The 26,482-nt window shown below is 38.7% G+C and carries 24 protein-coding genes; 7 read left to right on the top strand and 17 right to left on the bottom strand.

Annotation, left to right across the window (positions count from 1 at the left end; genetic code table 11):
- Window positions 1-136 precede the first annotated feature (136 nt).
- The 3 genes from CHU_RS11080 to CHU_RS11070 all read left to right on the top strand — a co-directional run bounded on the left by CHU_RS11080 (window position 137) and on the right by CHU_RS11070 (window position 7,579).
- Window positions 137-2,926 carry an outer membrane beta-barrel protein gene (locus CHU_RS11080; protein WP_011585649.1) on the top strand — a complete coding sequence of 930 codons (2,790 nt, stop codon included), beginning with the start codon at window positions 137-139 and terminating at the stop codon, window positions 2,924-2,926.
- Between the two features lie 493 nt (window positions 2,927-3,419).
- Complete coding sequence (locus CHU_RS11075) at window positions 3,420-5,696, top strand: glycoside hydrolase family 3 N-terminal domain-containing protein (RefSeq protein WP_011585648.1); 2,277 nt, start codon at window positions 3,420-3,422, stop codon at window positions 5,694-5,696.
- Between the two features lie 110 nt (window positions 5,697-5,806).
- Window positions 5,807-7,579 (top strand): 7TM diverse intracellular signaling domain-containing protein, encoded by a 1,773-nt coding sequence (locus tag CHU_RS11070; protein ID WP_011585647.1) that lies wholly within the window; start codon window positions 5,807-5,809, stop codon window positions 7,577-7,579.
- Window positions 7,580-7,742: 163 nt separating this feature from the next.
- Here the strand turns inward: CHU_RS11070 and CHU_RS11065 are convergent, their stop codons facing one another.
- Together CHU_RS11065 and CHU_RS11060 are read right to left on the bottom strand one after the other, a co-directional pair.
- Window positions 7,743-8,759 (bottom strand): hypothetical protein, encoded by a 1,017-nt coding sequence (locus CHU_RS11065; RefSeq protein ID WP_011585646.1) that lies wholly within the window; start codon window positions 8,757-8,759, stop codon window positions 7,743-7,745.
- Window positions 8,746-9,258, bottom strand: a complete 513-nt coding sequence (locus tag CHU_RS11060) for an AAA family ATPase (RefSeq protein ID WP_011585645.1) — start codon at window positions 9,256-9,258, stop codon at window positions 8,746-8,748. Before CHU_RS11060 ends, CHU_RS11065 begins: the two co-directional genes overlap by 14 nt.
- A 162-nt stretch (window positions 9,259-9,420) precedes the next feature.
- Between CHU_RS11060 and CHU_RS19580 the strand changes: the two genes are divergently transcribed.
- The gene (locus CHU_RS19580) at window positions 9,421-9,573 is read left to right on the top strand and encodes a hypothetical protein (protein WP_011585644.1); all 153 of its coding nucleotides are present in this window, start codon (window positions 9,421-9,423) and stop codon (window positions 9,571-9,573) included.
- Window positions 9,574-9,649: 76 nt separating this feature from the next.
- Here CHU_RS19580 and CHU_RS11055 read toward each other — a convergent pair whose 3' ends face one another.
- The 12 genes from CHU_RS11055 to CHU_RS11000 all read right to left on the bottom strand — a co-directional run bounded on the left by CHU_RS11055 (window position 9,650) and on the right by CHU_RS11000 (window position 18,421).
- Window positions 9,650-9,844, bottom strand: a complete 195-nt coding sequence (locus CHU_RS11055) for a hypothetical protein (protein WP_011585643.1) — start codon at window positions 9,842-9,844, stop codon at window positions 9,650-9,652.
- 203 nt (window positions 9,845-10,047) lie between these two features.
- Window positions 10,048-10,437, bottom strand: a complete 390-nt coding sequence (locus tag CHU_RS11050) for a tautomerase family protein (protein ID WP_011585642.1) — start codon at window positions 10,435-10,437, stop codon at window positions 10,048-10,050.
- A 60-nt stretch (window positions 10,438-10,497) separates the two neighbouring features.
- The gene (locus CHU_RS11045; protein ID WP_041932716.1) at window positions 10,498-11,055 is read right to left on the bottom strand and encodes a DinB family protein; all 558 of its coding nucleotides are present in this window, start codon (window positions 11,053-11,055) and stop codon (window positions 10,498-10,500) included.
- A gap of 4 nt (window positions 11,056-11,059) precedes the next feature.
- Window positions 11,060-11,470: a DUF4345 domain-containing protein gene (locus tag CHU_RS11040; RefSeq protein WP_041932348.1), complete on the bottom strand. Its 411-nt coding sequence runs from the start codon at window positions 11,468-11,470 to the stop codon at window positions 11,060-11,062.
- A 69-nt stretch (window positions 11,471-11,539) separates the two neighbouring features.
- Window positions 11,540-12,124 (bottom strand): Crp/Fnr family transcriptional regulator, encoded by a 585-nt coding sequence (locus CHU_RS11035; protein ID WP_041932715.1) that lies wholly within the window; start codon window positions 12,122-12,124, stop codon window positions 11,540-11,542.
- A gap of 69 nt (window positions 12,125-12,193) precedes the next feature.
- Window positions 12,194-12,928 carry an SDR family oxidoreductase gene (locus CHU_RS11030; RefSeq protein ID WP_011585638.1) on the bottom strand — a complete coding sequence of 245 codons (735 nt, stop codon included), beginning with the start codon at window positions 12,926-12,928 and terminating at the stop codon, window positions 12,194-12,196.
- Window positions 12,929-12,991: 63 nt separating this feature from the next.
- Window positions 12,992-13,564: a Crp/Fnr family transcriptional regulator gene (locus CHU_RS11025; protein WP_011585637.1), complete on the bottom strand. Its 573-nt coding sequence runs from the start codon at window positions 13,562-13,564 to the stop codon at window positions 12,992-12,994.
- Window positions 13,565-13,567: 3 nt separating this feature from the next.
- Window positions 13,568-14,605 (bottom strand): MBL fold metallo-hydrolase, encoded by a 1,038-nt coding sequence (locus CHU_RS11020; protein WP_143144199.1) that lies wholly within the window; start codon window positions 14,603-14,605, stop codon window positions 13,568-13,570.
- A gap of 104 nt (window positions 14,606-14,709) precedes the next feature.
- Window positions 14,710-16,233 (bottom strand): flotillin family protein, encoded by a 1,524-nt coding sequence (locus CHU_RS11015; protein WP_011585635.1) that lies wholly within the window; start codon window positions 16,231-16,233, stop codon window positions 14,710-14,712.
- 22 nt (window positions 16,234-16,255) lie between these two features.
- Complete coding sequence (locus tag CHU_RS11010) at window positions 16,256-16,732, bottom strand: serine protease (RefSeq protein ID WP_238379263.1); 477 nt, start codon at window positions 16,730-16,732, stop codon at window positions 16,256-16,258.
- 379 nt (window positions 16,733-17,111) lie between these two features.
- Entirely contained in the window at window positions 17,112-17,786 is a 675-nt protein-coding gene (locus CHU_RS11005) for a porin family protein (protein WP_011585633.1), read from the bottom strand.
- 197 nt (window positions 17,787-17,983) lie between these two features.
- Window positions 17,984-18,421 (bottom strand): OsmC family protein, encoded by a 438-nt coding sequence (locus CHU_RS11000; RefSeq protein WP_011585632.1) that lies wholly within the window; start codon window positions 18,419-18,421, stop codon window positions 17,984-17,986.
- A gap of 197 nt (window positions 18,422-18,618) precedes the next feature.
- Between CHU_RS11000 and CHU_RS10995 the strand changes: the two genes are divergently transcribed.
- The 3 genes from CHU_RS10995 to CHU_RS10985 all read left to right on the top strand — a co-directional run bounded on the left by CHU_RS10995 (window position 18,619) and on the right by CHU_RS10985 (window position 22,368).
- Window positions 18,619-19,845: a zinc-dependent peptidase gene (locus tag CHU_RS10995; protein WP_011585631.1), complete on the top strand. Its 1,227-nt coding sequence runs from the start codon at window positions 18,619-18,621 to the stop codon at window positions 19,843-19,845.
- A gap of 114 nt (window positions 19,846-19,959) precedes the next feature.
- Window positions 19,960-20,601 (top strand): 2,3-bisphosphoglycerate-dependent phosphoglycerate mutase, encoded by a 642-nt coding sequence (locus CHU_RS10990; RefSeq protein WP_011585630.1) that lies wholly within the window; start codon window positions 19,960-19,962, stop codon window positions 20,599-20,601.
- 27 nt (window positions 20,602-20,628) lie between these two features.
- A complete protein-coding gene (locus tag CHU_RS10985; protein ID WP_011585629.1) occupies window positions 20,629-22,368 on the top strand; it encodes a ubiquinone-dependent pyruvate dehydrogenase in 1,740 nt (579 codons plus the stop codon).
- A gap of 62 nt (window positions 22,369-22,430) precedes the next feature.
- Here CHU_RS10985 and CHU_RS10980 read toward each other — a convergent pair whose 3' ends face one another.
- Genes CHU_RS10980 through CHU_RS10970 form a run of 3 tightly spaced genes read right to left on the bottom strand, consistent with a single transcriptional unit; the run spans window position 22,431 to window position 26,305 of the window.
- Window positions 22,431-23,897: a Dyp-type peroxidase gene (locus tag CHU_RS10980; protein WP_011585628.1), complete on the bottom strand. Its 1,467-nt coding sequence runs from the start codon at window positions 23,895-23,897 to the stop codon at window positions 22,431-22,433.
- A gap of 18 nt (window positions 23,898-23,915) precedes the next feature.
- Window positions 23,916-25,229, bottom strand: coding sequence for a hypothetical protein (locus CHU_RS10975; protein ID WP_041932347.1), 1,314 nt, complete (start codon window positions 25,227-25,229; stop codon window positions 23,916-23,918).
- A 44-nt stretch (window positions 25,230-25,273) separates the two neighbouring features.
- Entirely contained in the window at window positions 25,274-26,305 is a 1,032-nt protein-coding gene (locus CHU_RS10970) for a catalase family protein (RefSeq protein WP_011585626.1), read from the bottom strand.
- Between the last annotated feature and the right edge of the window lie 177 nt (window positions 26,306-26,482).

Here is a 26,482-nt window from a genome sequence, read left to right as displayed (position 1 = left end):
AATCTCACGTTTCATCTTAAAAAAACGTGCAATTATCTATTTTTTTATTTTATCACAGATATATTTAGAATCTTTAAGTAGTAGAATAAAGGTATATACCCCAATTTCTTAGATTTGCCATAATGTTTATTCATATATGAAATTTATATTTCCTGTTATTTTCTTCTTATACGCTCTTTCCGGTTATGCGCAAAACGTTACCGGTAAAGTTGTAGATGCCGGCACCGGTGATCTGATGAGCGGAACAATTGTGTTGTTAATAGATAAATCGGATACAACTAAGGTGAATTCTGCTTACGTAGAAGAAGACGGTGTTTTTCAATTTGAACGGATAAAAGCAGGTACCTATATTTTTAAAACACTTTTGGTTGGGTATAAAATAACAACGTTTGAAGTAGGTATCGGTTCAGAAAATAAAGATCTGGGTACGATTAAAATTGCAGAAGACTTGCAGATGCAGGACATTGTTATTGCTGAAAAAATAACACGTGTAGAGCAGAATGGCGATACAACCAATATCAATGCTAATGCTTATGTTACCAACCCGGATGCAACAGCAGAAGACCTGGTAACGAAAATGCCCGGTATAACTGTTCAAAACGGAGAAGTTAAAGTAAATGGAGAAACAGTAAAAAAAGTAACGGTAGATGGTGAAGAGTTTTTCGGTAATGATGCGCTATTAGTACTGCGCAGTTTACCGGCAGAGATTGTAGGTAAAGTTCAGATCTTTGACAGACAGACAGACCAGGCACAGTTTACGGGCTTTGATGATGGCAATTCACAAAAGTCGATTAACATTGTTACCAAGCCGGAAAAGAATAACGGTCAGTTTGGTAAAGTGTATGCAGGTTATGGTACAAACGACCGATACAATGCAGGTTTAAACCTGAATTCATTTAAAGGAAAACAGCGCATTTCAGTAATAGGTATTGCTAATAATATAAACGTACAGAATTTTTCCGCACAGGATCTTACCAGCATGGGGGCAAGCTCAAACAGAGCAGGCCCTCCCGGTGGTGGAGGCAGTGGTGGTGGTCCTCAGGGCGGCGGCGGCGGAAATAGTGCCAATAATTTTTTAGTCGGTCAGCAAAGCGGGATCAGTACTACCAATTCTATTGGCTTAAATTATTCAGATGTTTGGTCGCCCAAATTAAAAGTAACGGCCAGTTATTTCTTTAATAATTCAACGAATGTAAACAACAGTATTATTAACAGACAGTATTTCTTAAACGATACAGCCAGCACAATCTATCGGGAAGATAATACCAGCAAGACACAAAACTACAATCACCGCATATCCGGACGCTTAGAATACATGCTGGATTCATCTAACTCGTTTATTTATATTCCAAGCATCAGTTTTCAAAAAAGAAATTCATATCAGAACCTGCTTGGTGTAAACAGGTATATAACAGATTCATTATTGAGTACTACGGCAAATAATAATGAGAACCGGAGCGATAATTATTCGATTTCAAATAACTTAATGTGGCGCCATAAGTTTGCAAAAAAGGGAAGGACGTTTTCTGCAAACCTTGGTTCTACAATCAATGTAAACGAAGTTAATACAACCTTGTATTCGGATAACTTTTATACCGATAACCTTGTCAGCACCAGATTGATTGATCAGCAAGGGATAAATAATACGCATTCATATTCATACAGAACAAACATCATGTATACGGAGCCGATTTCTAAAACGGGTACCTTACAGTTTAATTACAGTCCAACGTATACAAAAAACGATGCCAACAAACGTGTTGATAATTATAATACCTCTACCGGAGAATACGATTCAACAGCTATTTATGTATCCAACCAATTGGATAATTATACGCTCACACAAAAAGGAGGTATTGGCTACCGTTATGCTAAAGGAAAGACAAATTTCATGGTGGGCGTTGACGGGCAGAACGTAAAACTTTCGAGTACACAATTATTTCCTTCGACCAGCGAAATTGAAAAGCAATTCAATAATATTTTACCTTCAGCTATGCTGAAGATTAAGTTTTCAGATAGCAGCAACATTCGCTTGTTTTATAGATCCAGTACATCAACGCCTGGTGTAAATCAGTTACAGAATGTAATAGATAACTCAAATACCTTGTTGCTTTCAACAGGAAATCAGAATCTGAAACAGGAGTATACAAATTCGTTGTTTATGCATTACGGTATAACCAGCTCGAAGAAGGCAACGAGCTCAATGTTGTTCTTAGGTATAAATCAAACCAATAATTACATAGCCAGTTCCAGCTTTATTGCGACCAATGATACCGTTATTGAAAATGGTGTTACCATTAATAAAGGTTCGCAGCTTAGAAGGCCTGTAAACCTGGATGGATACTGGAATGTAAATAGTTTTTATACGTATGGATTTCCGGTTTCAAAAATTAAAAGCAATATCAATCTGAATACAGGTGTTTCCTATATACGCACTCCGGGTACGATTAACCTAATAACCAATATTTCAAACGCATATGCCTTAAGCGGCGGTTTAGGTATCTCAAGTAACATCAGCAAACAGGTGGATTTTAATGTTACGTATAATGCATCCTATAACATTGTAGAAAACTCTATCCGCCCGCAGCTGAACAATAACTATTTCTATCACCTGGCAACCGCTAAAGTAAATATCATGCCGTATAAAGGTCTGGTGCTCTCTACCGAAGTGAATGAACGTCTGTATTCCGGTTTATCCACTGCATTCAATCAGCAGTTTTTCCTGTGGAATGCTTCGATCGGATACAAGCTGCTAAAAGATCAATCTTTAGAAGTTCGCGTAAGTGTGTTTGATTTGTTAAACCAAAACAGGAGCATCGCAAGAACGGTCACGGAAAGTTATGTGCAGGATACGTATACAACCGTATTAACACGGTATTTTATGTTTACCGTAACGTATAACCTGAAGAACTTTAAAGCGAGTTAAGTAATTATGAATTATGAATTATGAATTATGAATTATGAATTATGAATTATGAATTATGAATTATGAATTATGAATTATGAATTATGAATTATCACGTAATTTCGGTGAAATAATTCCTGCGTGTATAATCAAATGTAGTTACCCATCGTTATTTGCTATTGCGTTATGACCCCAGCGGGGTCAAATATCTGTAGTATAACACACCGCAAATTCTTACGCACAATCCCGAAGGGATTGCAATTTACAGATGACTGATGTTTAAGATCTGATAAAATAAGATAGAAAATCTTGAAGCGGTAAAATAAATATCCTTCTTCAAACCAATCCTTTTCAGCTTCGTTTTAACACATTTTTTGTTGGTAACAAAGCGTATCAATACAGCAGTAAAGTGCTTCAAAATATGTGTTTTTAAGGCATAAATACACTTTTTTACTAATTATTCCTGCCACAGCACCGTAATATTGGAAACGATTTCACCTAACTCTTTTCTTATATGAAAAAAATAACCGTATTGATTTCCATCTGGCTCAGTGCAGCCGCTTTTTTCTCTTGTGAGAAAAAAACAGAAGCGGGGAGTAAACCTCAGGCCTTTGATAAAGAAGTACAGGATCTGTTAAAAAATATGTCGCTGGAAGAAAAAGCCGGACAGATGACGCAGATCGATATCCGTAATTTATTGAACAACGGATATGGAAATACCGATGAAAAATTAGATACCGCCAGATTAAAAGAAGCCATTCAAACCTATCATGTCGGTTCTATATTAAATTGCATTCAGGCATACACACCTGAAAAATGGGTTGAATTGATTTCTCAGATCCAGAACGAAGCATTGCAATCACCTAATAAAATTCCGGTTTTATACGGAACAGATGCCATGCATGGTGTTGGCTTTATTAAAGATGCCGTATTGTTTCCGCATAACATAGGTATGGCTGCATCCCGCAACGATCAATTGGTTTCGCAGGCAGCTCAGGTAACGTCAACAGAAGCGCGTTCCGTTGGCCTTACCTGGAATTTTGCTCCGGTGCTTGACGTAGGCAGAGAACCTTACTGGTCGCGCTTTGAAGAAACCTTTGGTGAAGATGTATACATAACAACACAAATGGGTTCAGCAGCCGTACAAATGATGGAAGGCAGTGACCTGACGTCTAAAACAAACATAGCTTCCTGCCTGAAACACTTTATTGGATATTCAGCACCCAAAAATGGTATAGACCGCACACAATCACACATTCCTGAAATTGTGCTGCGCGAATATTATCTGCCCCCGTTCAGAGAAGCGATCAATAAAGGCGCTTCATCCATTATGATCAACTCTGCTGAGATCAATGGCATTCCGTGTCACGGCAACAAATGGCTGTTAACAGATCTGCTCCGTACAGAGCTTGGATTTACCGGAATGGTTGTATCGGATTGGGAAGATGTGATCCGTTTGCACACCTGGCATAAAGTAGCTGCTACGCCGAAAGAAGCCGTAATGATGGCCGTTAACGCAGGTGTGGATATGAGCATGGTGCCGAATGATTACTCGTTTCCGAAATATCTGGTAGAATTGGTGAAAGAAGGAAAAGTTTCTATGGCGCGCATCGACGAAGCGGTGGGACGTATTCTGACCCTGAAAATCAAACTGGGCTTGATGAAAAATCCATTGCCATCCATTGCAGATGTTGGTGTAGTGGGTTCTGATGCACATCAACAGATCGCACTAAATGCAGCGCGTGAATCAATTACATTATTGAAGAACGATAAAAATATTCTGCCTCTTGCAAAAGATAAAAAAATACTATTGGTTGGTCCGGCCGCTAACAGTTTATCTGCGCTGCACAGTTCATGGTCATACACATGGCAGGGAAGCAATGAATCGCTGTATCCTGAAACAACTAAAACAATCCGTGAGGCATTAGAAGCGAGCGGTAATAAAGCTAACATCAGAACGAATGCGACTACAGGATTTGATGATGCAGCAAATTATGATGTTTCCTTTATTCAAAAAAATACAGCAGGGGTGGATGTAATTATTGTGTGTGTAGGTGAAGCTGCCTATGCCGAACAGCCTGGAGTAATCAAGGATCTCAATCTGCCGGAAGCGCAGAAGCAATTGATTGTTGCTGCAAAGAAAACAGGCAAACCTGTCATTGTATGCCTGGTAGAGGGCAGGCCGCGTTTGTTTCCGGAAGAAGAAGCACTTGCAGATGCTGTAATAATGTGCTACCGTCCGGGCAGCAAAGGTGCAGACGCATTTGCAGAGATTCTATACGGTGACATCAATCCCAGCGGTAAGCTTCCGTTCACCTATCCGAGATACGACGGAGATATTACTACATACGATTATAAATTTAAGGAAACCGAGCAGCAGTTAAAACCGGGCGTGAGTGAATTTGTTGCGTTCAATCCGCAATGGCCATTCGGACATGGCTTGAGCTACACAACGTTTGCATATTCAAACCTTAACGTGAACAAAAGTAATTTTACGAAGAACGATAGTGTGCTGGTAACGGTAGACATAAGCAATACAGGAGCACGTACAGGTAAGATAGCCGTAGAGTTATATTCCAGAGACCACTTCGCATCGATTACGCCTTCTGAAAGACGCTTACGTAAATACACAAAGATTGAACTGAAAGCAGGAGAGAAGCAAACCGTTTCGTTTACGATCAAAGCAGCGGATCTGCAATTTGTAAATAAAGATCTGAAAACAGTAACCGAAGCAGGCGCTTTTGATCTGATGATCGGAAATCTCCAGACAGAAATATATTTTAATGAGTAATTTGATGGAGTTTATTTTCAAGGCATCCCTTCTGAATAGGCAGAAGGGATGTTCTTTTAAAACATGTCTCTGGTTTAATCGTATTAAATAATAATAAGCGATATTGTTACATGATTACACGAATCCTTACCTTACTTACGTGTTTTTTTTTACTGCTTCCGGTGCAGGCGCAGCTTGTATTGGATGAATATACCAGTGACATTTTTTTAACCGATAAAAATTCTTTCTTTGGTATTCATACCGGCGATACCGCTTATTACTGGATCGAAACAAACATTCAAAAAAACACCTCATCCGATTTTTTGATTGAATGCCTGGCCCCTCAGCTGAAAGAAGTAAAGTGTTATGTATTGAATCAGGGAAAAGATACCATCCGTTCTTTTATAACCGGCGCAGCGTATCCGTTTTCCCAGCGTTACCTGCAGCATAAAAATTTTATTTTTCCATTGAATATGGAACCTGGTGTGTATACCATTTGTATTGGTGTGCGGGACATTCAACCCGATGAATTATATTTTAAGATCCGTTCTGATCATTTCTTTACCGAATATGCCATCTCGGAGTATTTCTTTTTAGGTTGTTATTATGGCGTACTGCTGATTGTACTGCTGTATAATTTATTTCTGTACATGAAAGGTGCCATGCGCGTTCATATTCTGTACGTCTTTTATATCATAGGCTGTATTGCCTTGTCTGTGCGTGAAGATGGTATAGCCTACCAATATGTATTATCTTATTTCCCTTCGTTGAATTTTATTTTTAACCTGTATCTGGCCAAACCAATATTTCTGAGCACATTTATTGTATATTCTGTTTCATTTTTAGAGATAAAACGTTATGCGGCAGGCATCAAAAAACTGCTGCTGTTTTTACTTGGTATATATGTTTGTATGCTGTTGCTTTCTATAGCAATACCTGCTCTTATGCTGCTTTCAGAATATGTGTTCTTCTCCGTTTTCATTATTGTTTATATCACTTCGTTATTTATTGCAAAAAAAGGAAATCATTTTGCATACTATTTCTTTGCGGGCTTTTCCATGGTTATGCTAAGTGTACTGATCAATCTGCTGCGTTCCTTTAATATCCTTCCATCAACTATTTTTACGGTATATAGTTTTAATTATGGTATTATATTGGAAGTAATTATTTTCTCCGTAGCACTAGCTGATAAGATCCGGATCATTCAGCAGGAAAAGGAGCAGAGCAAAGAAGCATTGATTGTACAGTTGAGTGAGAATGATGGTTTGCAGCAGCGTTTGATTGTAGAGCTGGAAGAAAAGAAAACATTGCAGGAAAAAGTTAACCGTGAATTGGAAACCAAAGTACGGGAGCGTACAGCTGAACTCCAATCGGCAAATGAAAAGTTAGAAGCGTTTGCAAAAGAAACAGACCGGTTAAATTCTGAATTAGACCGCTTTAACTATGCCTTGCAAAAAGAGATCAAAGAAGAAAAAATTTCGCGTATTTATAATCAGGATGTTTCATATGAAGAATTTTTGAACACTTACCCGGACGATGATACCTGTTTAAAAGTAATTCAGCAACTGAAATGGCCGGATGGATTTGTCTGTAAGAAATGCGGCAACACAAAAGCCAGCAATGCCGGCGTGTGGTACCGGAAGAAATGCAGCAAGTGCGGTACTATTGAATCAATTACGGCGAATACCTTATTTCATCATTTGAAATTCCCGTTGAATAAAGCATTTTATTTGACGTATGTAGAGTTCTCAAACATGAAACAGACAGACGAAGCATTGTCTGAATTGATCGATCTGCGCAAGCCCACAATCTGGGCATACCGTAAAAAAGTAGAAGAACGCATGGCCGATAAAAATTATAAAAAAGCAACCAATTGGAAAGATATCGTATTGGATCTGCTGTAGGAGCGACCCTTGCGGTTGCCCTGTTTAATATGCGGTCGCCCTGTTTAATATGTGGCCACCTGTTTTTTATGACCGCCCTGTTTCATTGCGTTCGTCCATTAAAACGATCATCCATTTTTGAGAAGAAAGCGTGATCGCAAGGGGCGCGTCAACACTAATCAATTCAAAATTTACCGGCGATCTCAATCATATAACCGGCCATTCCTTCAATATACTTTTTTACTTTCTCTTTGATCTGTGTGCTGGATGGGTGCTGAGACATTTCTATCGTATGTACTTTGGCACGGATACAGGACCGGTATGCTTTAAAGTAGGTAAATAAAAGCTGTTCTTTTTTACCGAATGCATATCCTGTTTTTTTGATGTAATCTGTCAGAAATATTTTTGACAGATCTGCATAGCCGTATGTTTCCAGATCCATACAAAGAAACGCTATTTCATTCAGCACATCAATGTGTCTGAATGCTTCCCTGAATTCAATGCAATCAAAAATAACAGGTTTCTTTTCAATGAAGATATTCTGACTGTGCAGATCGCCGTGGCAGTTTTTAAAATATCCCAGACACGGGCGTTTTGAAATAAATTCCTGTTGCAGTAATACAAAGTGATTTGATAGTTGTATGCAGGTCTGCACCAGTTTGTAATAATCAACGCCTAATTTTTTTTCAATCGTGGAACTGAATTTTTCAATATCAGCAAATTCACGCGAAAGGAAAAATGGATCGTATGTAAGCGATAATGATTTTTCATTCTGATGAAAGTCTGCCAGTTGTTGCGCTAGTTGGCGGATTGGTTTTTTTGTGATTCGATTTTTTTTCAGCAACGCATTTAACTGATGATCCGGATTCATGCCTTTCATCAGTATAACATATTCTTTTGCTTTAGCCGGACCTGTTGAAATAGACCACTGCTTGCCTTTTTTAGAAACCGCGAATACGTTTATGTACATATCTTTTGCCAGCCGTTGATTGAGACGCAGCTCTTCGTAGCAAAAATGCCTGCGTTTTTCAAGCGTGGAGAAATCAAGGAACGACAGCTTAATGTTCTTTTTGATCTTATATGCATAAGAGCCTTTTAAAAGAATGTATGAGATAGCCGTTTCAATCAGCCGTGTTTTTGCCTGCTGGTCATATGGAAAAATCCCATGGGCGACAAGCTGTTCAATTTCATTTCTTTCCATTGCTCAGATATGTTAACGCATTTGTAAGAAGCGTATCAATATTATTTTTGTCTGAAACGAGTGTTTTATACGGCAGGGTAATGGGTTCGAACAGATCCTTCAGCTTTACATATACAGAAAAATCTGCTTCACTATCGGTACGCGTAACGGAAGTTCTTTCTTTAATGAGGGCTTCGTCAGCTGTAATGTAAAAGATATATAATGGAATGTTGTTTTTCTGCGCCAATGCATAAAAAGGAATACGCAGTTCCTGTTTATAAAAGGTCGCATCAACAAGTACAGGTTTATGATCAAATAAGGCCGACTGTGTACGTGCTAACAGGGTATCGTAAACAAATTGTTTTTCCGGTTCAGAATAGCTGCGTTTGTCGGGGAACAATTCCTTGCGTAACAGGTCGCTGTTTAGATACAGCACTGCTGTTTTTTTGCTCAGGTGATGTGCAAAAAAGCTTTTACCCGATCCGGGTAATCCGCAAACTAAGATAAGTGCAGGAATCATCCGGATAAAATACAAAACTTTATATTTGCTTCAAAATCTCTTCATAAATTCTTCAGAATTAGCACAAATACGCTACAGAATCCAGCTGTATATTTGAATCATTAAATGACACTGAAAATAAGCATTTTATAAAAATATCACTTAACCTTAACAATTACAGCAATGAAAAAAGTAGTATTTACAATGGCCTTGCTAATTTTTTTAGCTGCAATCTCATATGCATCAACAGCAGCAAGTGAACCCAATTACAAACATCAGTCAGGATCAAAAGCAACGCATCGCATTGTTCATCCGGTAGATCACTTTACGATTTAAGGATGAAACAGCAAGGGAATAAAAAAAGCGTGATACCAAGTAGTATCACGCTTTTTTTATTTATCGCGATATATAGTTATGAACCGCAGCCTTCACAGAAATAATTTATTGAGCCATATGGTTTAACACCATTCAGGATCATAGTCATATTGTGAATTTTATCTTTTAGTTCTAATTTCTCGCTAAAATCAGTTGTGCGTGCAACCGCTTCATTCAACTTATCCAATTCCAGTTGAACGTGTTCTTTTTCTGAAACGCTTAATTCTGCCATATATTTAAAATGTTAATCTCCTTAAGTAAAGATAACAAAGGCTGTAATTAAATAATTCCTTGTGGAAAAAACTTTTTACAAGATTGAAATATTGATGCGTTTTTTATTTCCAGATAACGCTGTGAACGTCGTTGCCTTCTGCTTTCTCAATACTTCTCTGAATTGCGGTAACGTCTGTGGGTCAGATACTATTTTGTAGCTGATTATACGTCAACCTTATAATTCAGGTCCAGTTCATCTCCGCTTTTCCCACGAATACCCCAGTTATGTTTGGGTGATTCAAACAACGTAATTTCCAGATCCATGTTTGAAATACCTAATTCTGCATCAAATCTTGAAAATAAAAGCTGATACAGTTTTTTCTTTGCTTCAATAGAGCGCCCTTCAAACAAATTGATTTCTATGATCGTATGTTTGCGTGTGCGTGTTTCGAAATAAAAATAGCTATCGTCATCGATGTAAATAAAACGGTGCGCCTTTTTATCTTTCGGATACTGAAATGCTTCCATTACACATTCGTGTAAAGTGGCAGATAGTTTTTCTCTGATCGGATGCAGTTCTTCTTTTATTCCGAATATTTTTATTTGTCCCATGTAATTTTTCTTTTGTACTTTATATGTCTGCCCATGGTTAACCATGGTGTAATAATGCATTTACTCATAAATGGGCACATTCCGTTGAGCTTGTTGCACATGCCGTTCCGTATGTGCAACAAGGAATTGAAATACATCCCCAAGTTTTAATTTAATAAAAGGCGCAATAGAAATTGAAATCCGGATGGTATTCATATCATATTTTTTTGCCTTTTCCAGATACGTCAGCAGTATTTCCTGCTGTTCAATAAAGGTGGCTACAACAGCAGCCGAATCCAATCGTGGTTTAGGGATATGTTTTTTAAACGCCTTGTATTTTTTACCTGAATCCGGAAGCATCAGTTGTGTGAAATAATTTCCGAGCCAGCTGCTTTTAACATCTTCTGCAGGTTTTCCGGGCATATGCGTATCGAATGCTTTTTGGATATGCGGCAGGTAATAATCTCCATAGCTGTTCAAGTGATCCAGACACTGCACAATACTCCAGCCGCCTGTATTTGAAGGACAAAGGAGTGAAGCCGTATTCAGATTTTGAAAGACGTTAACAGCCATCTCTGCACACGTTTCAATACGCGCTTGCAGATTCTGGATAAGTATTACTGAATGAATTGGTTTCATAAACTCAGGCATTGCGTGTATGAATTTTATTAAGCAGATACAGCGTAAAACCGATAACGAAGAGCACACTTTCAATCACGAGCCACTGAGAGCCGAAATTTCCTAAGGAACCTTCAATCTGTATGGTGATGATCCGGGAGAGTGCGTACAGACCCCATAACAAGGAGAGAAAAGCCAGGCCCAGTTGTACATCTCTTCTAAGCAGGTATAACAGGCTTATGCAGATCGTTAACCCTACGCCGCCATAAACACCGCGTATTGAACTATACGCATCTGTATTAGGCAGGTTTACCTGTACCAGATCCATGACAGCCTGCGGATCATTAAAGGCAAGAATGCTTAACGTTAATAAACTCAGTGCTGAAAAAAGTATAAAGCCTTTTGATGCAAGGGGCAGAAGTATCGTTGTTTTCATAAGTGTTGGTTTTGTATGAAACAAAATTGCATCTATGTTGAATCTGAAATATTGGTATTTACCAATATTTCAGATTTTAACTTTATTGATGAGTTTACTGAAGTTTGTCGGGTCAATACCCAGATAGTTCGCCAGGTATTTATGCGGAACAAGCTGCAATATATGCGGACTTCTTTGCAAAAGTTTTTTAAAACGTTCTTCTGAAGAAAAAGACTGTACTTCAACCAGGCGTTCCAGCACACCAGCTAATGCCTGTACAACGCCTTTGCGGAGTAGCAGCTCAATACCTCTAATTTCTTTGCTGAGTGTTTCTATCTCAGCAAATGGTGCGCGCAGAAAGGCCGATGGGGTAAGTGTTTCATAATAATACTTTGATGGTGTTTCGTGAATCATGGAATCCAGCACACCACCAAAGGAAGGGGCATAGGTAAATACCAGCGTAGCTTCTCTGTTTTCATCATCAAAATAAAATACACGCTGTACACCCTCCGTTACAAAGTATAAATATTTTTCTGTTTGACCCGGTATGGTTAATTGTTCCTTTCTCCGCGCTTCAAATGGTTTCCACAAAGACGCAAACTGTTCCCATTCTGTATCAGTAAAAGGATGGATAGATGTAACAAGTTTTTTTAACGGATCAATGGAAGCTGACATAGCTGATAGCTGTTTCTGTTTTTTTAATGTGCATGCATACACAATTTCATATGCTGAAAGACAATGATTCTATAATCGGTTAATAATCGTTATGGCCCATTTAGGTGAAATACGTGCGACCCAATATAATAAAGCTACTTTAGAAACGCGAATTTCATTCTGCCCTTTATCTATTCCGGATAGAATTTTTGCCGCCGCCTGTGTAGCTGAAATAGCAGATTTTGGTACACGTCCTTTATGCCAGGGTGTATCAACAACAGGCAGGAGCGCTTCAATAATTTTTAACGGACTTGCAGCAGTTTGCATGCGAAGGGTTTGTGTAAAGATATGTAAGGCAGCTTTTGTCGCAGTATAAAAGGGGTACCCTGCTTTAGGAGCATAGATCAAACCTGTTGAAATATTAATTAATGCAGGATGTTCATTTTGTAAGAGCAAGGGCGAAAAGAGTTTTGTTAAACGGATGGGTGCTAAAACATTGGTTTGAAATTCCTCATTGGCTTTATCAATTGCCTGTTCATCTTTTAAAAAATCTGTCGTGTAGGCAATTGCTGCATTGTTGATCAGTATATTGCATGCAGGATAATTATTTTTTATCCAGTTGTAAAAGTGCTGGCATGAAATACTGTCGGCGATGTTGCAGGTATATGTTACCAGCCAAGGGGTCTGGTTCGCTGCATCTGCTAATTTTTGTGCAGACCTTCCGCAAATAATAACGGTGTTTTTTTGTGCAATAAGTTGTCTTGCAAGTTCAAGACCCACACCGGAACTTCCTCCGGTAATAACAATTGTATTTCCTGTTAACATAATTGAATTGATTTATTTTTCCGTAAAGAAAAAATCTTTCTCAATCAAAAACATTAACCTATGTTAAGTTCGCTTTTTTCGTATTCTGCTTAAAGAAACAGGAGATATACCCAGGTAAGAAGCAATGAGGTGTTGTTTTACACGTGTTTCAAGTGCGGGGAATTCCTGTCTGAATGTTTCATAACGCTGCTCTGCATCTAAAAGCAACAGGTCGCGTTCACGGTTTTCTTTTATTGTAAATGCGTTTTCCAGTATTGTAATTAAAAATATATTCCAGCACGCATTTCCTTTTTTAAGCGTAAGCCAATCTGTATAATCAATCTCGCAGATAATAGAATCTTCCAACGCCTCTATAGCCATTTTAGAAACTTCATGCCGAATCATTGAAGAATAAGCCAACGCAAAATTATTTTCAGGGACAAAGTTTTTTGTAAATTCATTTCCTTTGCTGTCAATGTATACATACCGGAAAAGCCCTTTGGCAACAAAGGCAAATTTCTTAGGTATTTGCCCAATCTGAATATAAAAATCGCCTTTAGGTACCTTATAAACACGTGTGATCGCCAGCAGTTTTTTTTCTTCTGCTGCAGGCAGGTCAATAATTTTTTTTATAAATAAAGCCAGCTCCTGTTTCATTAATTATTTCGTATGATGCGAAGATTCAAGGCTTCTTATTTCACCTACACACAAATATAAGATTTCACCGGATAGCTGTTTTTGTTGCTGTGCTTTTTTCAACACTTGTATCGGATCACTTAGCGGTTCATCGGCAAGGTCGAATGTTCCGTAATGCATCGGAATGAGATATTTTGCTTTAGTATCTTCAAAAGCTTTAATGCCGTCAATAGGTGAGAGGTGGCTTTGCGCCATAAAGAATTCAGGTTTGTACGCACCAATACCAATCATGGCGTAATCAATAAACGGAAAGATTTTTCCGATATCTGCAAAATGACTTCCATAGCCGCTGTCGCCGCCAAAGTAAATCGTTTTGCCCGCAGCTTCTATTACATATCCGCCCCACAGCCGTACATTGGTATCGGTTAAATAGCGTCTGCCCCAGTGCCTGCTTGGTACATAGGTGATCTTAATTTCAGGTACGATATTGTATTGCTGGTACCAGCCTGCGGCTTGTATGCAGGTGCTGCCGGTTATTTTTTTGATCACAGCATCTACTTTCAATCCGGTTAAATAGGTTGCAGTCGGGTTGTTTTTAGCAAGCAGCTCCAGACTTTTTTTATCGCAGTGGTCACGGTGATCATGCGATACCAGAATGTAATCGATATTTTTTAAGGTATTCGGATCTACCGGAAATGCACATTTGCGTTTGATCAGCGATACATCAAACAACACAGGATCTATGAGTAAAGTAATGCCTGCAAGACGTATGAAAAAAGATGCATGACCCAGCCATACGATACAATCTGATTCAGATGTCAGGAAATCACTATCCGTTTTACAGGCTAATCTCCAGGTATCTTTTTTCTTTTCCTCTTTTTGGGGATTGATCATTGTTTGCCATTTCCATAAAGCTTTCAATGAATTGATGAATGTAAATTCATGGTTTAAAAATCTGCCCTTAGCATCCAGCGGCGTTCCCTTCCATTCAAAAGGCAGGGGGATAGTTGCTAAGTCTGGGTTGGATGTAAAACCAACAGGTTCAGAATGTTTTGCAGTCATGGTATTCATTAAGAATGCTTGATATAAAAGAAAAGAGGGACTGTAAGCAGCCCCTCTTTAATAGTACGATTTTTTTTTAATACTTACTTATACAGAGCAAATTTTTATTTTTTAGCACCATCACCAGGCTCTAACGGAGTAATGTCTTTAGGTGTATCTTCTCCTTTTAAATACGTTGGTAAGTTAAGACCGGCCATGTTGAACAAGTCATTCAACGGAGGTACAGTTTTCATCATGCCGGAAACAAAGTTTGCCGTAGAAGAGTTACCATTGTCTGAATTTCCATTGCCGGAATCCCAAACAGTGATCTTGTCAATTTTAATATTTTTAACTGCTTCAACCTGTGTTTTCACTAATTCAGGAAGTTTTTCAATTAACAATAGCTGGAATGCTTTTGTCGGATCTCCACCCGCAGCAGCAACAACGTCTTTGTAACCTTGTGCCTGTTTGGTTAATATTTCATACAAACCTTTTGCTTCTGCTTCCATCTTTGCATAAATCGCATCGGCTTCACCTTTTGCATTTTCTCTGATACGTTCCGCTTCTGCCTGCGCTTCAATGATTGCACGTTGTTTAGCGATCTCTGCCGGAATAACAATGTTGGCGATCTGTGTGGAACGTTCTCTTTCCGAACGCGCTAATTCGGCTCTTTGTTCTGCCACGTATGCTTCTTCCAACGCCTTTGCCTGTTGAACTTTTTCAGCGGTAATGGCTATACGTAAAGATTCTGCTTCTTTTTCTCTACGAAGGGCTTCAGAATTTGCAATCGAAATTTTTGCTTCATTTTCCCCTTTAATCGCGATCGCGTTTGCTTCAGATGTTTTTACACGGGTATCGCGTTGTGCTTCTGCTTTACCAATTGCTTCATCTTTTTCAGCAGACGCAATACTGATCTCTCTGTCTTTTTGTGTAATTGCGATCTTAACATCACGGTCTCTGTGCGTTTCAGCAATCTGTGTATCTTTTTCTCTATCCGCTAATGCCTTACCCGTTTCACCTATTTTCTCCTGCTCGGCAACACTTACTTTCGCTTCGTTGATCGCTTTCGCAGCAGCTTCTTTACCTAAAGCAGCAATGTAACCAGATTCATCTTTGATATCGGTTACGTTTACGTTAATCAGTTTCAAACCGATTTTTTTCAATTCGCTGTCTACGTTTTTAGAAATGTTTTCTAAAAATTTATCACGGTCTGAGTTGATCTCTTCAATTGTCATGGTTGCAATAACCAAACGTAACTGACCGAACAAAATATCTTTCGCCAATTCCTGAATGTTTTCGTGTGATAATCCTAATAATCTTTCAGCAGCCGTATTCATGGTATCTGCTTCGGTAGAGATTGCAATCGTAAAGCGGCAAGGTACATCCACACGGATGTTCTGGCGGCTTAATGCATTCGTTAAATTCGCTTCAATCGATAATGGTTTTAAATCTAAAAAAGCATAATCCTGAATAACGGGCCAGATAAAGGCACCACCACCGTGTACACACTTCGCAGAAGAACCGCCGGTACGTCCGTAAATAACAAGTATTTTATCTGAAGGACAACGTTTGTAGCGCGATAGTAAGGAGGATATTAATACAAAACCGACAACGACGGCAACAACAACAATAATAATAAACTGGGTCATGGTTAATTGGGGTTAATAAAAGTTAAAGGGTTTCTACTAATAAAATATTCTCATTTAAAATCCGTACAATTTTTACCACTGCTCCGGATGGGATTCTGTTTTCATTTTCAGTCATGGCATCCAGCTCACGCATAGAACCGCGTATGCTTACCAGGATTTTTCCTTTACCCGTTTTATTGGCAGGAATAGTCAGGTATACATCCGCTGATTTATTAATTGTTTCTACATAGTCAAAGGAATTATCTTCCGCTAATTTTTGAAGTTCGCGGATAATTGCAAAGAACATGTAAACAAATAGCGAGCCAATTGCAATGGAAAGAAAGATAAGCAGCATCGGATTGATGCTGTTGTAAAACGATATGCCTGTCCAGCTGAAACCCAATAAGAAATTTATTAAGTTTCTGAAGGAAAACAGCTGAAACGTAGAATCTCCGCTTTCAAGGTCTCCGTCAAAATCAGCGTCAAGTCCATCTGTTGCATCAGAACCGAAAAAGGTCATGATGGTTTGAATGATAAAAATTAAACTAGTAGGTATCGCTATGTACCAAAATATCCTTAACAAAGGATCTAGATTATCCAGTAATTCCATGGTTGTAATTTAGTTATTTTTTATGAATACAGGCCGGTATTCTTATGTTGAAAAAGTAATAGTTATAATGGGGAAAATTATATCCTTACGATCGTTTTTACTCTTAGGCCGAGGTATATATACGTGACTACGTAATATATGTTGGAGGTTGTTGATAGATTTTATGTTACATTTCTGTAAAGTATTTATTCGTTACAATTGATATGTATCGAATCAAAAAAGTAACCCATGATTGGTTCATGGGTTACAGCTATGTTTTCAGAAAACGTAAAGTGTGTATATGTCAAAATCAGTTAGATCCGAATTTATAGGCTACACCAACTAACATACTGGTTGTATTTGCATGAATGGCTGAATTAGCATTCGAATTTTTGTTGATGTTGGTTAGGCCTACGTTATTTCGAACTTCGAACGAAAGTGCAATAGCATTACCTAACGGTATAGCAATACCCAGGCCTGCTGTAATACCTGCATCAGCTTTTTTATATTGGTTCGTATTATGTGTTTTTTGATTTCCATTTCCATACGGATTGTCATATATAAATGTTTCTGATAACAGTAATCCTATGGAAGGACCGGCATTAACAAAATATTTTACTTTATTACCTACACTGGCTTTAAATAATACAGGTATGGTTATGTAATCCAGGTGACCGTATAGTTTACCGGTACCAAGTATATTACCAGAATTATCGGTAAAGGTTATATCTTTATATTGATATCCTTTACGATCAAACGTTGGGTCAATGCGCAAAGAAAAGTTTTCACTGAGGTTGTATTGGAAAAAAAGTCCTGCAGAAAATTGTATGTCTGTTGGTTTTCGGGCATTCTGAATAAATGAATTTTTATAGCTGAAATAACTCAGGTTGGGGCCTCCTTGTATACCTGCTTCAAATTTGTAATCCTGAGAAAATGCGTGTGTGAATAAAAAGATATTCAGAGAAAAGAAGAAAAGATATTTCATGATTTTTTAGATTGGTTATTTTAAAAGTAATAACTAAAAATCGATTAAAATTATTGTTCCCGATATGCATTTAAGTTAGTAAGCCAGTAAAAAGAATACAACTAAAACATAACCGGATTGGTCATTACGGCAAAAAAAAAGCAGGACTGCAATAGTGCAGCCCTGCTTACAAAAGAATGACGCATTGTATGCGTTGATTACTTTACTAAGTTCGAGGAAAGCGTAATTTCAACCGCAGACAAAGCCTGGCTAACCGGGCAGTTTTTCTTTGCAATATCTGCAAGTTCTTTAAACTGTTCTTCACTGATGTTTGGTACAGTCGCCTCTAAATGCAGGTGAATCGATTTGAATTTGAATCCACCGTTTTCCTGAACCATTGTGATGCTTGCTTCGGTAGCCAGTTTTGTTGGTGTAAAATTGGCTCCCGATAATTGAAAGCTCAACGCCATTGTGAAGCAGCCTGCATGTGCCGCTGCAATTAGTTCTTCGGGGTTGGTACCTGCTTTGCCATCTTCATTTTCAAAACGGGTTTTGAAGGAATACGGTGTGTTATTTAATACAGTACTTGGTGAAGTAAGCGTACCGCTGCCTTCTTTACCTGTTCCTTGCCATACGGCATTTGCTTTACGGATCATAACATTAATTCATTTAAAGGTTGAAGAATAAGATACGATGTGTTTAATTTTTAATGACACATACGCTGTTAACATTTTATTAAGTTATTAAAAGTATTGAATGCATACAATTATTTAACAAGAATGTTACCAGGCATATGGCATCTGTTGTTGGTAAGCAATCTTGTATCCTCAATAAATTTCACTAGATTTCTTCCATGATTTCAACAGAGGAAATTTATACTGTTTTACTTTTTGAATTCCCCTATTTTAAAAAGATAAACGAAGAAAAAAGGCAGCAGCTTTGCTTACGAACCAAACGGTTTATTGAAGAAACCAATTTTATTCCAAGAAAGGGTATTGAGCTCACCAATCGGATGGTTATTCTTATTTCTGCCTGTTCGCAGCAGCTTACACTGGGCTTTTCAAACCACTACAATTATACATACTTTGAAAAGATAATTGTGTATCCTGAAAAATATCTTTCAACAGTAACAGAAAAATATCACACGGGGGAAATGAATACAGCCGGCATTGTAGTTCTTTCCTGGGAAGATTTTTATAAAGGGATCAAAATTGATAACGATGCACATAATGTAGGTTTACATGAGTTTGCGCATGCGCTGGAATTTATGGACATTGCCAACAAAGATGTCAATGAAGTATTTTCAGCATGCCTGGATAAGTTTACGGTTCTGGCCGATCAGTATTTACAGCATCAGCCGGATAAACCGTTATTCAGGTCCTATGCAACTACAAATCTTTCAGAATTTTTTGCCGTAGCAACGGAATATTACTTTGAAGCACCGTATGAATTTTCGCAACAGGAGCCCGAATTGTTTGATGTATTGCATAAAGCATATCAGCAGAATACAGTACCGAAAGCGTCTAAACCGAAACTGCTGGCATTTCCTAAGCCGGAAGAAAAGGATTTGTTATTCGGGCACGCTACCTCTTTTGCTTATTCTTTAATGGAGCTATTTGTGTATAGTGTTATTGTTGCTCTTGCAGGTTTTACCACTCTGTTACATCCGGTTACAGGTATATTGATTCTTCTTACCGCCAGCGTTCTGGTATACAGGTTTGCATTCAAAAATCATTTTTGCCTGTACCTGAATCAGGTTCAGATCTATAAACCTTACATAAAACGGCTGATAGATGTTGTTTTTTATAATACGCCCATGCAGGAGATATATGTGGATTATTCGCATGTATTGTATGTCTCTGCCGATGAATACTACAGCGATCAGTTAAATGATAATTTTGAGCGGCAATTGACAGGTTTAAAATATACACTCTGCTATTGGGAAAATGGACGCGTTTCATACGCAAATTTTTCTACAACCAGCACCAATTATGATGAATTGTTTCTGTTTTTGTACCGGAAAAAGAAAGTCGGTACACGCATCAATGTTACGTTTAAAAAATACAGAATCAGTAAGTAGTTGAAAGTAGACATTAGTCAGTATAGTATGTAAGAGGATTGAATTTTAAAAAAGCAATTATATAATGAATATGCGGGTTATTTTTTAACTTGAATAAACCTAAATTCAATCTGTATGCCTATTTTAGTAATCGTCCGTCATGGCCAATCCGAATGGAATCTGAAAAATCTTTTTACAGGCTGGTCTGATGTAGAATTGACACCAACAGGAGAACATGAAGCAGAATATGCGGGCATTGTATTGCGCCCGTATCATTTTGATATTGCATTTACATCGGTACTTAAACGTGCCATTCATACCTTATCGATTATTCTGAACCAGACAGGTGCTACCATTCCCATCATAGAAAATGAAGCACTCAATGAACGCAATTACGGCGACTTACAAGGGCTGAACAAAGCAGAAGTAGGAGAGAAGTATGGTGCGCAGCAGCTCATTGCGTGGCGCAGAAGTTATACGGAAGTTCCGCCCGGTGGGGAAAGTCTGGAAAATACCTGTCAGCGTGTAATCCCTTATTATCAGGAGAAGATAGAACCTGAATTAAAAGACGGGCGTAACGTATTGATCGTTGCACATGGAAACAGCCTGCGTGCATTAATGATGCATCTTGAAAAAATAAGTCCGGAAGATATTGCACACGTAGACTTAGCAACAGGTGCGCCAAGATTGTATGAATTTTCGAGCAAATTAGATTTAAATTCTGTATCTTATATAAAGCTGCCTGAAACACCACTGGATGTTTCAACGCTTCTATAATGTATTACATAATCTAATTTAACCGCTATGCTTTCAAAAACAGTTTCCGATCAGCTTGTAGCCATGTTGGTACAAGCCGGTATTAAAAGAGTTTATGCCGTGACCGGCGATAGTTTGAATTTTGTAAATGACGCCATTCGCAGGAGCGGTAAAATTGAATGGATCCATGTGCGCAATGAAGAGACAGGTGCGTTCGCGGCGGGAGCTGAAGCACAACTCAAAGGCATAGCCTGCTGTGCGGGCAGCAGCGGTCCTGGTCACGTACATTTGCTTAACGGCCTGTATGATGCGCATAAATCAAGCGCATCTGTTCTGGCGATTGCTTCTACATGCCATTCCACAGAATTCGGAACAGATTCTTTTCAGGAAACCAATACCATTAAATTATTTGATGATTGCAGTTGTTACAATCAGATTGCTGTAACACCGTTGCAGTTTCCACGCATGTTGCAGGCAGCTGTACAACATGCCATTCATAAAAAAGGCGTAGCTGTACTCGGGTTGCCCGGTGACCTTACAAGCATGGCTGCCGAATTGAGTCCTACCTCTATGGAGATCTACCATTCCAATCCTGTAATACGACCTTCTGCTGTTGAATTGATACAGCTAGCCGCTATCTTAAATGATCATTCAAAGATTACTATTTTTTGTGGCATCGGAGCATCGGAGGCGCACGACCAGGTTGTTAAACTTTCAAAAGTACTTCAGGCGCCTGTAGCATATTCCTTTAAAGCGAAAATGAGCATGCAGCATAACAATCCGAATGAAATTGGTATGACCGGCTTGCTGGGTCTGCCTTCAGCCTTTGAAAGCATGCATGAGTCAGAGGTCATTCTTTTGTTGGGAACAGATTTTCCATATGCGGATTTTATGCCGGTTAAAAATAAAATCATTCAGATCGATACGGCTCCTGAAAAACTTGGCAGAAGAGCAAAGCTTGACATGGGCTTATGCGGAAATATACAGGATACCTTAGATGCATTGTTCCCGTTGATTACACAAAAAGAAGATGATTCTTTTTTACAGAAACAATTGAATCTATATACAGAAGTGAAAGAGCATTTAAAAAGTTATGTGGATGATCCGGGTAAAGAAAATCTGATACATCCGGAGTACGTAGCTTCCCGTATTGATGCGCTATCTGCTGAAGATGCCATCTATACGGTTGATACAGGCATGACGTGTGTTTGGGCAGCGCGTTACCTGAATGCAACAGGCAAACGTACACTGCTTGGTTCGTTTAATCATGGATCCATGGCTAATGCTATGCCACAGGCCATAGGTGCAGCATTGGCGTGCCCCGGCAGGCAGGTAATAGCCATGTGTGGAGATGGCGGTATCTCTATGATGTTGGGAGATATCATGACAATTGTGCAATATAAACTGCCGATAAAACTAATTGTTTTTAATAATCACAGTTTAGGTATGGTAAAACTTGAAATGGAAGTTTCCGGTTTACCTGACTGGCAGACAGACATGGTTAATCCCGACTTTTCTAAAATTGCAGAGGCAATGGGTATGCGTGCCATAACCGTTACCGATCCGGCAGATGTTGATGGGGCATTGATTGAAGCGTTTGCTTACAGTGGTGCCATCTTGTTAAATATTATTACTGATCCGAATGCTTTAGCAATGCCGCCGAAAATTACGTTTGAACAGATGAAAGGCATGGCAACTTCAATGACAAAACTCATGTTAAGCGGGCAAATGGACGAAGTATGGAAAAAAATTGAATCGAATAAAAAACACCTGAAGGAATTATTATAAAATTTCCATAAGAAAAAGTATAAAAAAACCGGTAGATATTTCTAACGGTTTTTTTATACGCATTATAAAGAACTTATATATTTCAAAGCATTGAGCCCGGGCATAAAAAAATAACCGCCGCCTTTAACGTTTACAAAACGCGTAATGCCTCGTACCTGTTTTCTTACAGGTACAGCCTGTTCTGTAAATGTTGTTGTTGCGCCATCGCCCATGATACCCGGATACCCGATCATCGGATCCGGATCTTCGTACAAACCTGCAAACTTAGGGTTATTGATCCATGTTTGCTGGATTAATTCATACTGCCGCCCAATGTTTGAATTAAAACATAAAAAATATAAACCTCTTTCCTTGTGATCTTCTGCTGCCTGAATAATATCTTTAGGCTCCATGGATTCTACTAGTGGTGCACCATAAGAGCGGCCTCTTCGTATGATCCGGAAGCGTTTCATAAATTTCATGGATTTTTCAATGTCTTTTTCTTGATCACCCGTACTGTCGCGTAAAAAATTATCTCTTGGGTTTGCTCTGCGGATGTGTGCACCGATCGGGCATTTTAACCCATCATAGTCGTGTTTGGCATAACCAAAATTGTCAAACGTTTCTTTGGATGCGTCCGGCTCCATCGGACATTTGGTAAGGGGAGATCCGTTTGGCCAACGTCCCAGCATTTTAGATGCAATATATTCCGGTGTTACCGGATCATCATGTGTATTCTGTTCTTTCGCTGCTCTTTCGGCCATAGCCCAAAAAGCCTTTACATTTTGTTCCAGCTGGCGGAACACAAGCATGCTGCCATTTCTTCCCAAATCTTTTAATAACGGATTATTCATATCTGCCGGAAGGATATTTGCCGGATCGTTTTCAGGTGCAACGGTCGGGCTGAACATGTATTTTTCATATTCATTCTGATAGCCAAAAAGAAATTCTCCCGGTTTTATGAGGTTCGCTTCGTTGTCACTTGTATGATTGATACCCCGCATAACCGGTTGTGCAATCCCGTCTCTGAAACCGAAATGTTCTTTTTCTTTTGGTAGCTTAGAAGTTTCCAGCTGATAAGCTATTTTTAATCCTGCTGCATCAAGTGTATTTTTTTGTTCTGTATAAAAATGCTGTAATGTACTGTCATCTGTTGCATACAACATAAGTAACAGATGGATAGAATAAAAATCTTTTTCTGTACCGCCCCACTTCCATTTATCGGGAGCACTGTCTTCCAGATCGCCCAGCATACGGCTTCTGTGCTCTGTTACCATCCCTTCAATAAATTCAGGAGGAAATGTTTTTAATGCTTCTGCCGGAACATTCAGTGCTGCAACCCCTGAATAGGTAAAAGCTAGTTGCACCGCAGTGGTAATTGTTTTTGTTGATATATCTGCATGTGTTACCATTGGGAGCTGAGAAGCAAGCCATTGTTTAGTTTTTGTGCTGTCAGTAATTTCCAGTAATAAAAATGTTGCTGCTTTCAATTTGTCATACCCTTTTATGATTATGCCTTGCACATCATGTAATTCTACCGATTCATTCATAGTTGTAGACGTTAATACTTATAATCTTTTTAGCCAGTCAGAAACTGATTCTTCTGAACTTCCATCAAGTCCTTTCCGGATCCTGGAATTATTCAGAATGTTTTTCATTGTGATATATGGATAGGTACTGTAAAAAACCTGAGAAGGATATTGGTTGTTCCGTACCACTGTTTTAAACGCCTGCTCATCAAAAGCCCCTTCCCATAAAAGCCGTTTTGTTTTCGGATAATTAGCTGTTGTTCCAAACGTAAGATTCATGGCCATTGCCGAACGGTCTATAAATTCACTTAAATAAACCTGCCAGGCGCCATCGTAATTGCTCAGGAACATTACATTTTTTCCTTTGTTGAATAAACTCCAGTTCGCAAAGTGAATGGTCTCAATACCGCTCAGTTTGCCTTTATTGGAACGGTAGGTACCGTTTAGTGAAAAGATCCACAACCCGATCTTTAGTGTTGTGAGTCTGTACCAATATGGCCGGTTAATGCAGCCATAAATGGTAAGCTGATTCATAAATACCCGGTCTTCTTTGTTTAACAGATCGGTAATTGTTTTTGTACGGACAATCTGCTTGCGTTTTTTATCATCTTTCTTTTCAAATATTCTGGAAAGCAGCAGCCACCAGATCGGAATAAAAAATATAAGAAGGATCGGAAGCAGTAATACGATCAGTAAAAGTTTTGTTACCAGTTTAAAGTAGTACATAAATTTCCAGCCAAATGGCGGATCGGCGCGCTTCGTAAGTGCCCATTTTAAGGAAGGATCATTTTGTACATAATGAACAATGCCGGCCTTGATCTCATCAGGCGTTAAGCCATTGATTTTATTGTCTGCCAAACGTTTATTCAAATAAATTTGAATAGAATCGCGTACCCTCTGTTCACCTATAATCTGCTCTACCGTTCCGCCTCTGTATGCGGGCCATAGAAGCTGATTTTTGCTCATGCGTTTTTTGAAGTAACGGATGATGGCTGAATCCGTAGCGGCTGTTCCGCCAGGGAAATCTTTGCAGTACCCATATATAAGCTTAATGCTGCTCATACAGTTATCCAGCAGTTCTTTTAAATGGTCTTCTTCACTGCCATCGTAATAAGCGGCATACACCAGGCTATCCGGATAGGAGCGTCCCGATACATCGGTCAAACCTTCAATAATAAACCAACGGCAAAAATGTAATCCCTTCATGCTGGCAAAATCGATGACGGGCGTAGTGTTGATATTATCGCCAATATGATTCAGAAGTACATACAACTCCTGAATATCCATAGCAGGATCAATTTCTGTAATTACAGTTATACCGCCCTGTCCGATATACCTTTCATTGTTTTTCATTCTATAGCTTGTTTTGAAATAAAAATGGTTTGAAATGTGTCTGATTAATTAAACGTTTTCATCGTTACAGGCTCTTGTTCTGTTTGTATATTCAATTTATGTCTGAAAGCTGAAAGCGCTATATACACTGCTTTGCGTGCTCTGTTGACACCACCCAGCGGACGGTGTTCTTTGATGCAATGCCATGGCGTAAAGGAAAGGCTTTCGCCATAATTTTGCTGCTCAGAAGAATTAAATTGCTGTTTCGGAATTTTAATTGTAGCGAGTTTAATAAAAGGAGACCGCCATTTTACCGTTGGGTCTTCAATGGGCATCGTTTTGGCATCTTCCTGAAACTGAATCATGAAATCAAAATAAAAGTCAGTATGCGACAGATCATTTATGAGCTGTTCTTTTAGAAAATTGCCGGTTTTTTTTACAGCAGGTGTAACAGGCTGATTTTTCTGCGGGATCACAGCATACTTAACAGCCATAGTTTCATTGTTGCCAAACCGGTAAGGGGTTGTACTGAAAAAAGAAGTGGTTAGTAAGTTGTTGCATGCAGAGATCTGTTTCATTGAACGGATCACGACCCGGACGTGTGTAAGTGCATACCAGGCCAGCTTAAAACCACCTGCCATTAAAGCCGACAGCGATTTTTGAAAGTCATGTACAGACCGTGTTTGCAGTGTTTGTGATGTTACACATAAAAAATCTTGTGTAACATTATTCACATGCTGTTCTAATAATTTTTCACCAGGTACACCAATTAGTTTAATGGCCATACCACGCATATCTTTTTTACTATCAGGGGCAGGTTTCTTTTTTGCATTAGAAAAACGTATCCAGCAGGGGTATTCAACACCGGGAAGAAATATGCCGTGCTGATATCTCTGTTCTATGTCTGTAGCGACAGAAAAACGTGCCTCTACGAGTCCATGCATTTTTGGATGAAACATTCGTTTTACTTTTCCTGCAGGATAATATTCTGGTAATGCATGTTTAAATGCCTGAATAATTTTTTCAATATGCCTGTCTTCATTTGGCTCGATGTGTTCTTTACCAAGTGCATGCAGTTTTAATTGCAGATCTTCCATAATAAAATAGCTGTCTAAAAAGTACTTAAAAAACGATTCCGTAAAATACTAATAACTATTTAATCCTGAAAGGATTATTGAAAATCTCTCTATACGGATCTTAAGTATTGCATGGGCAGATTAAAATAATGCAGGAATGCTGATTTTAACCTTCCAGCAAATAACTTATGTTAAAAT

The organism is Cytophaga hutchinsonii ATCC 33406 (assembly GCF_000014145.1).
Classification (GTDB): Bacteria; Bacteroidota; Bacteroidia; order Cytophagales; family Cytophagaceae; genus Cytophaga; species Cytophaga hutchinsonii.
Note: the sequence above shows the minus strand (reverse complement) of the source record. Positions and strands in the feature narration are given on the sequence as shown.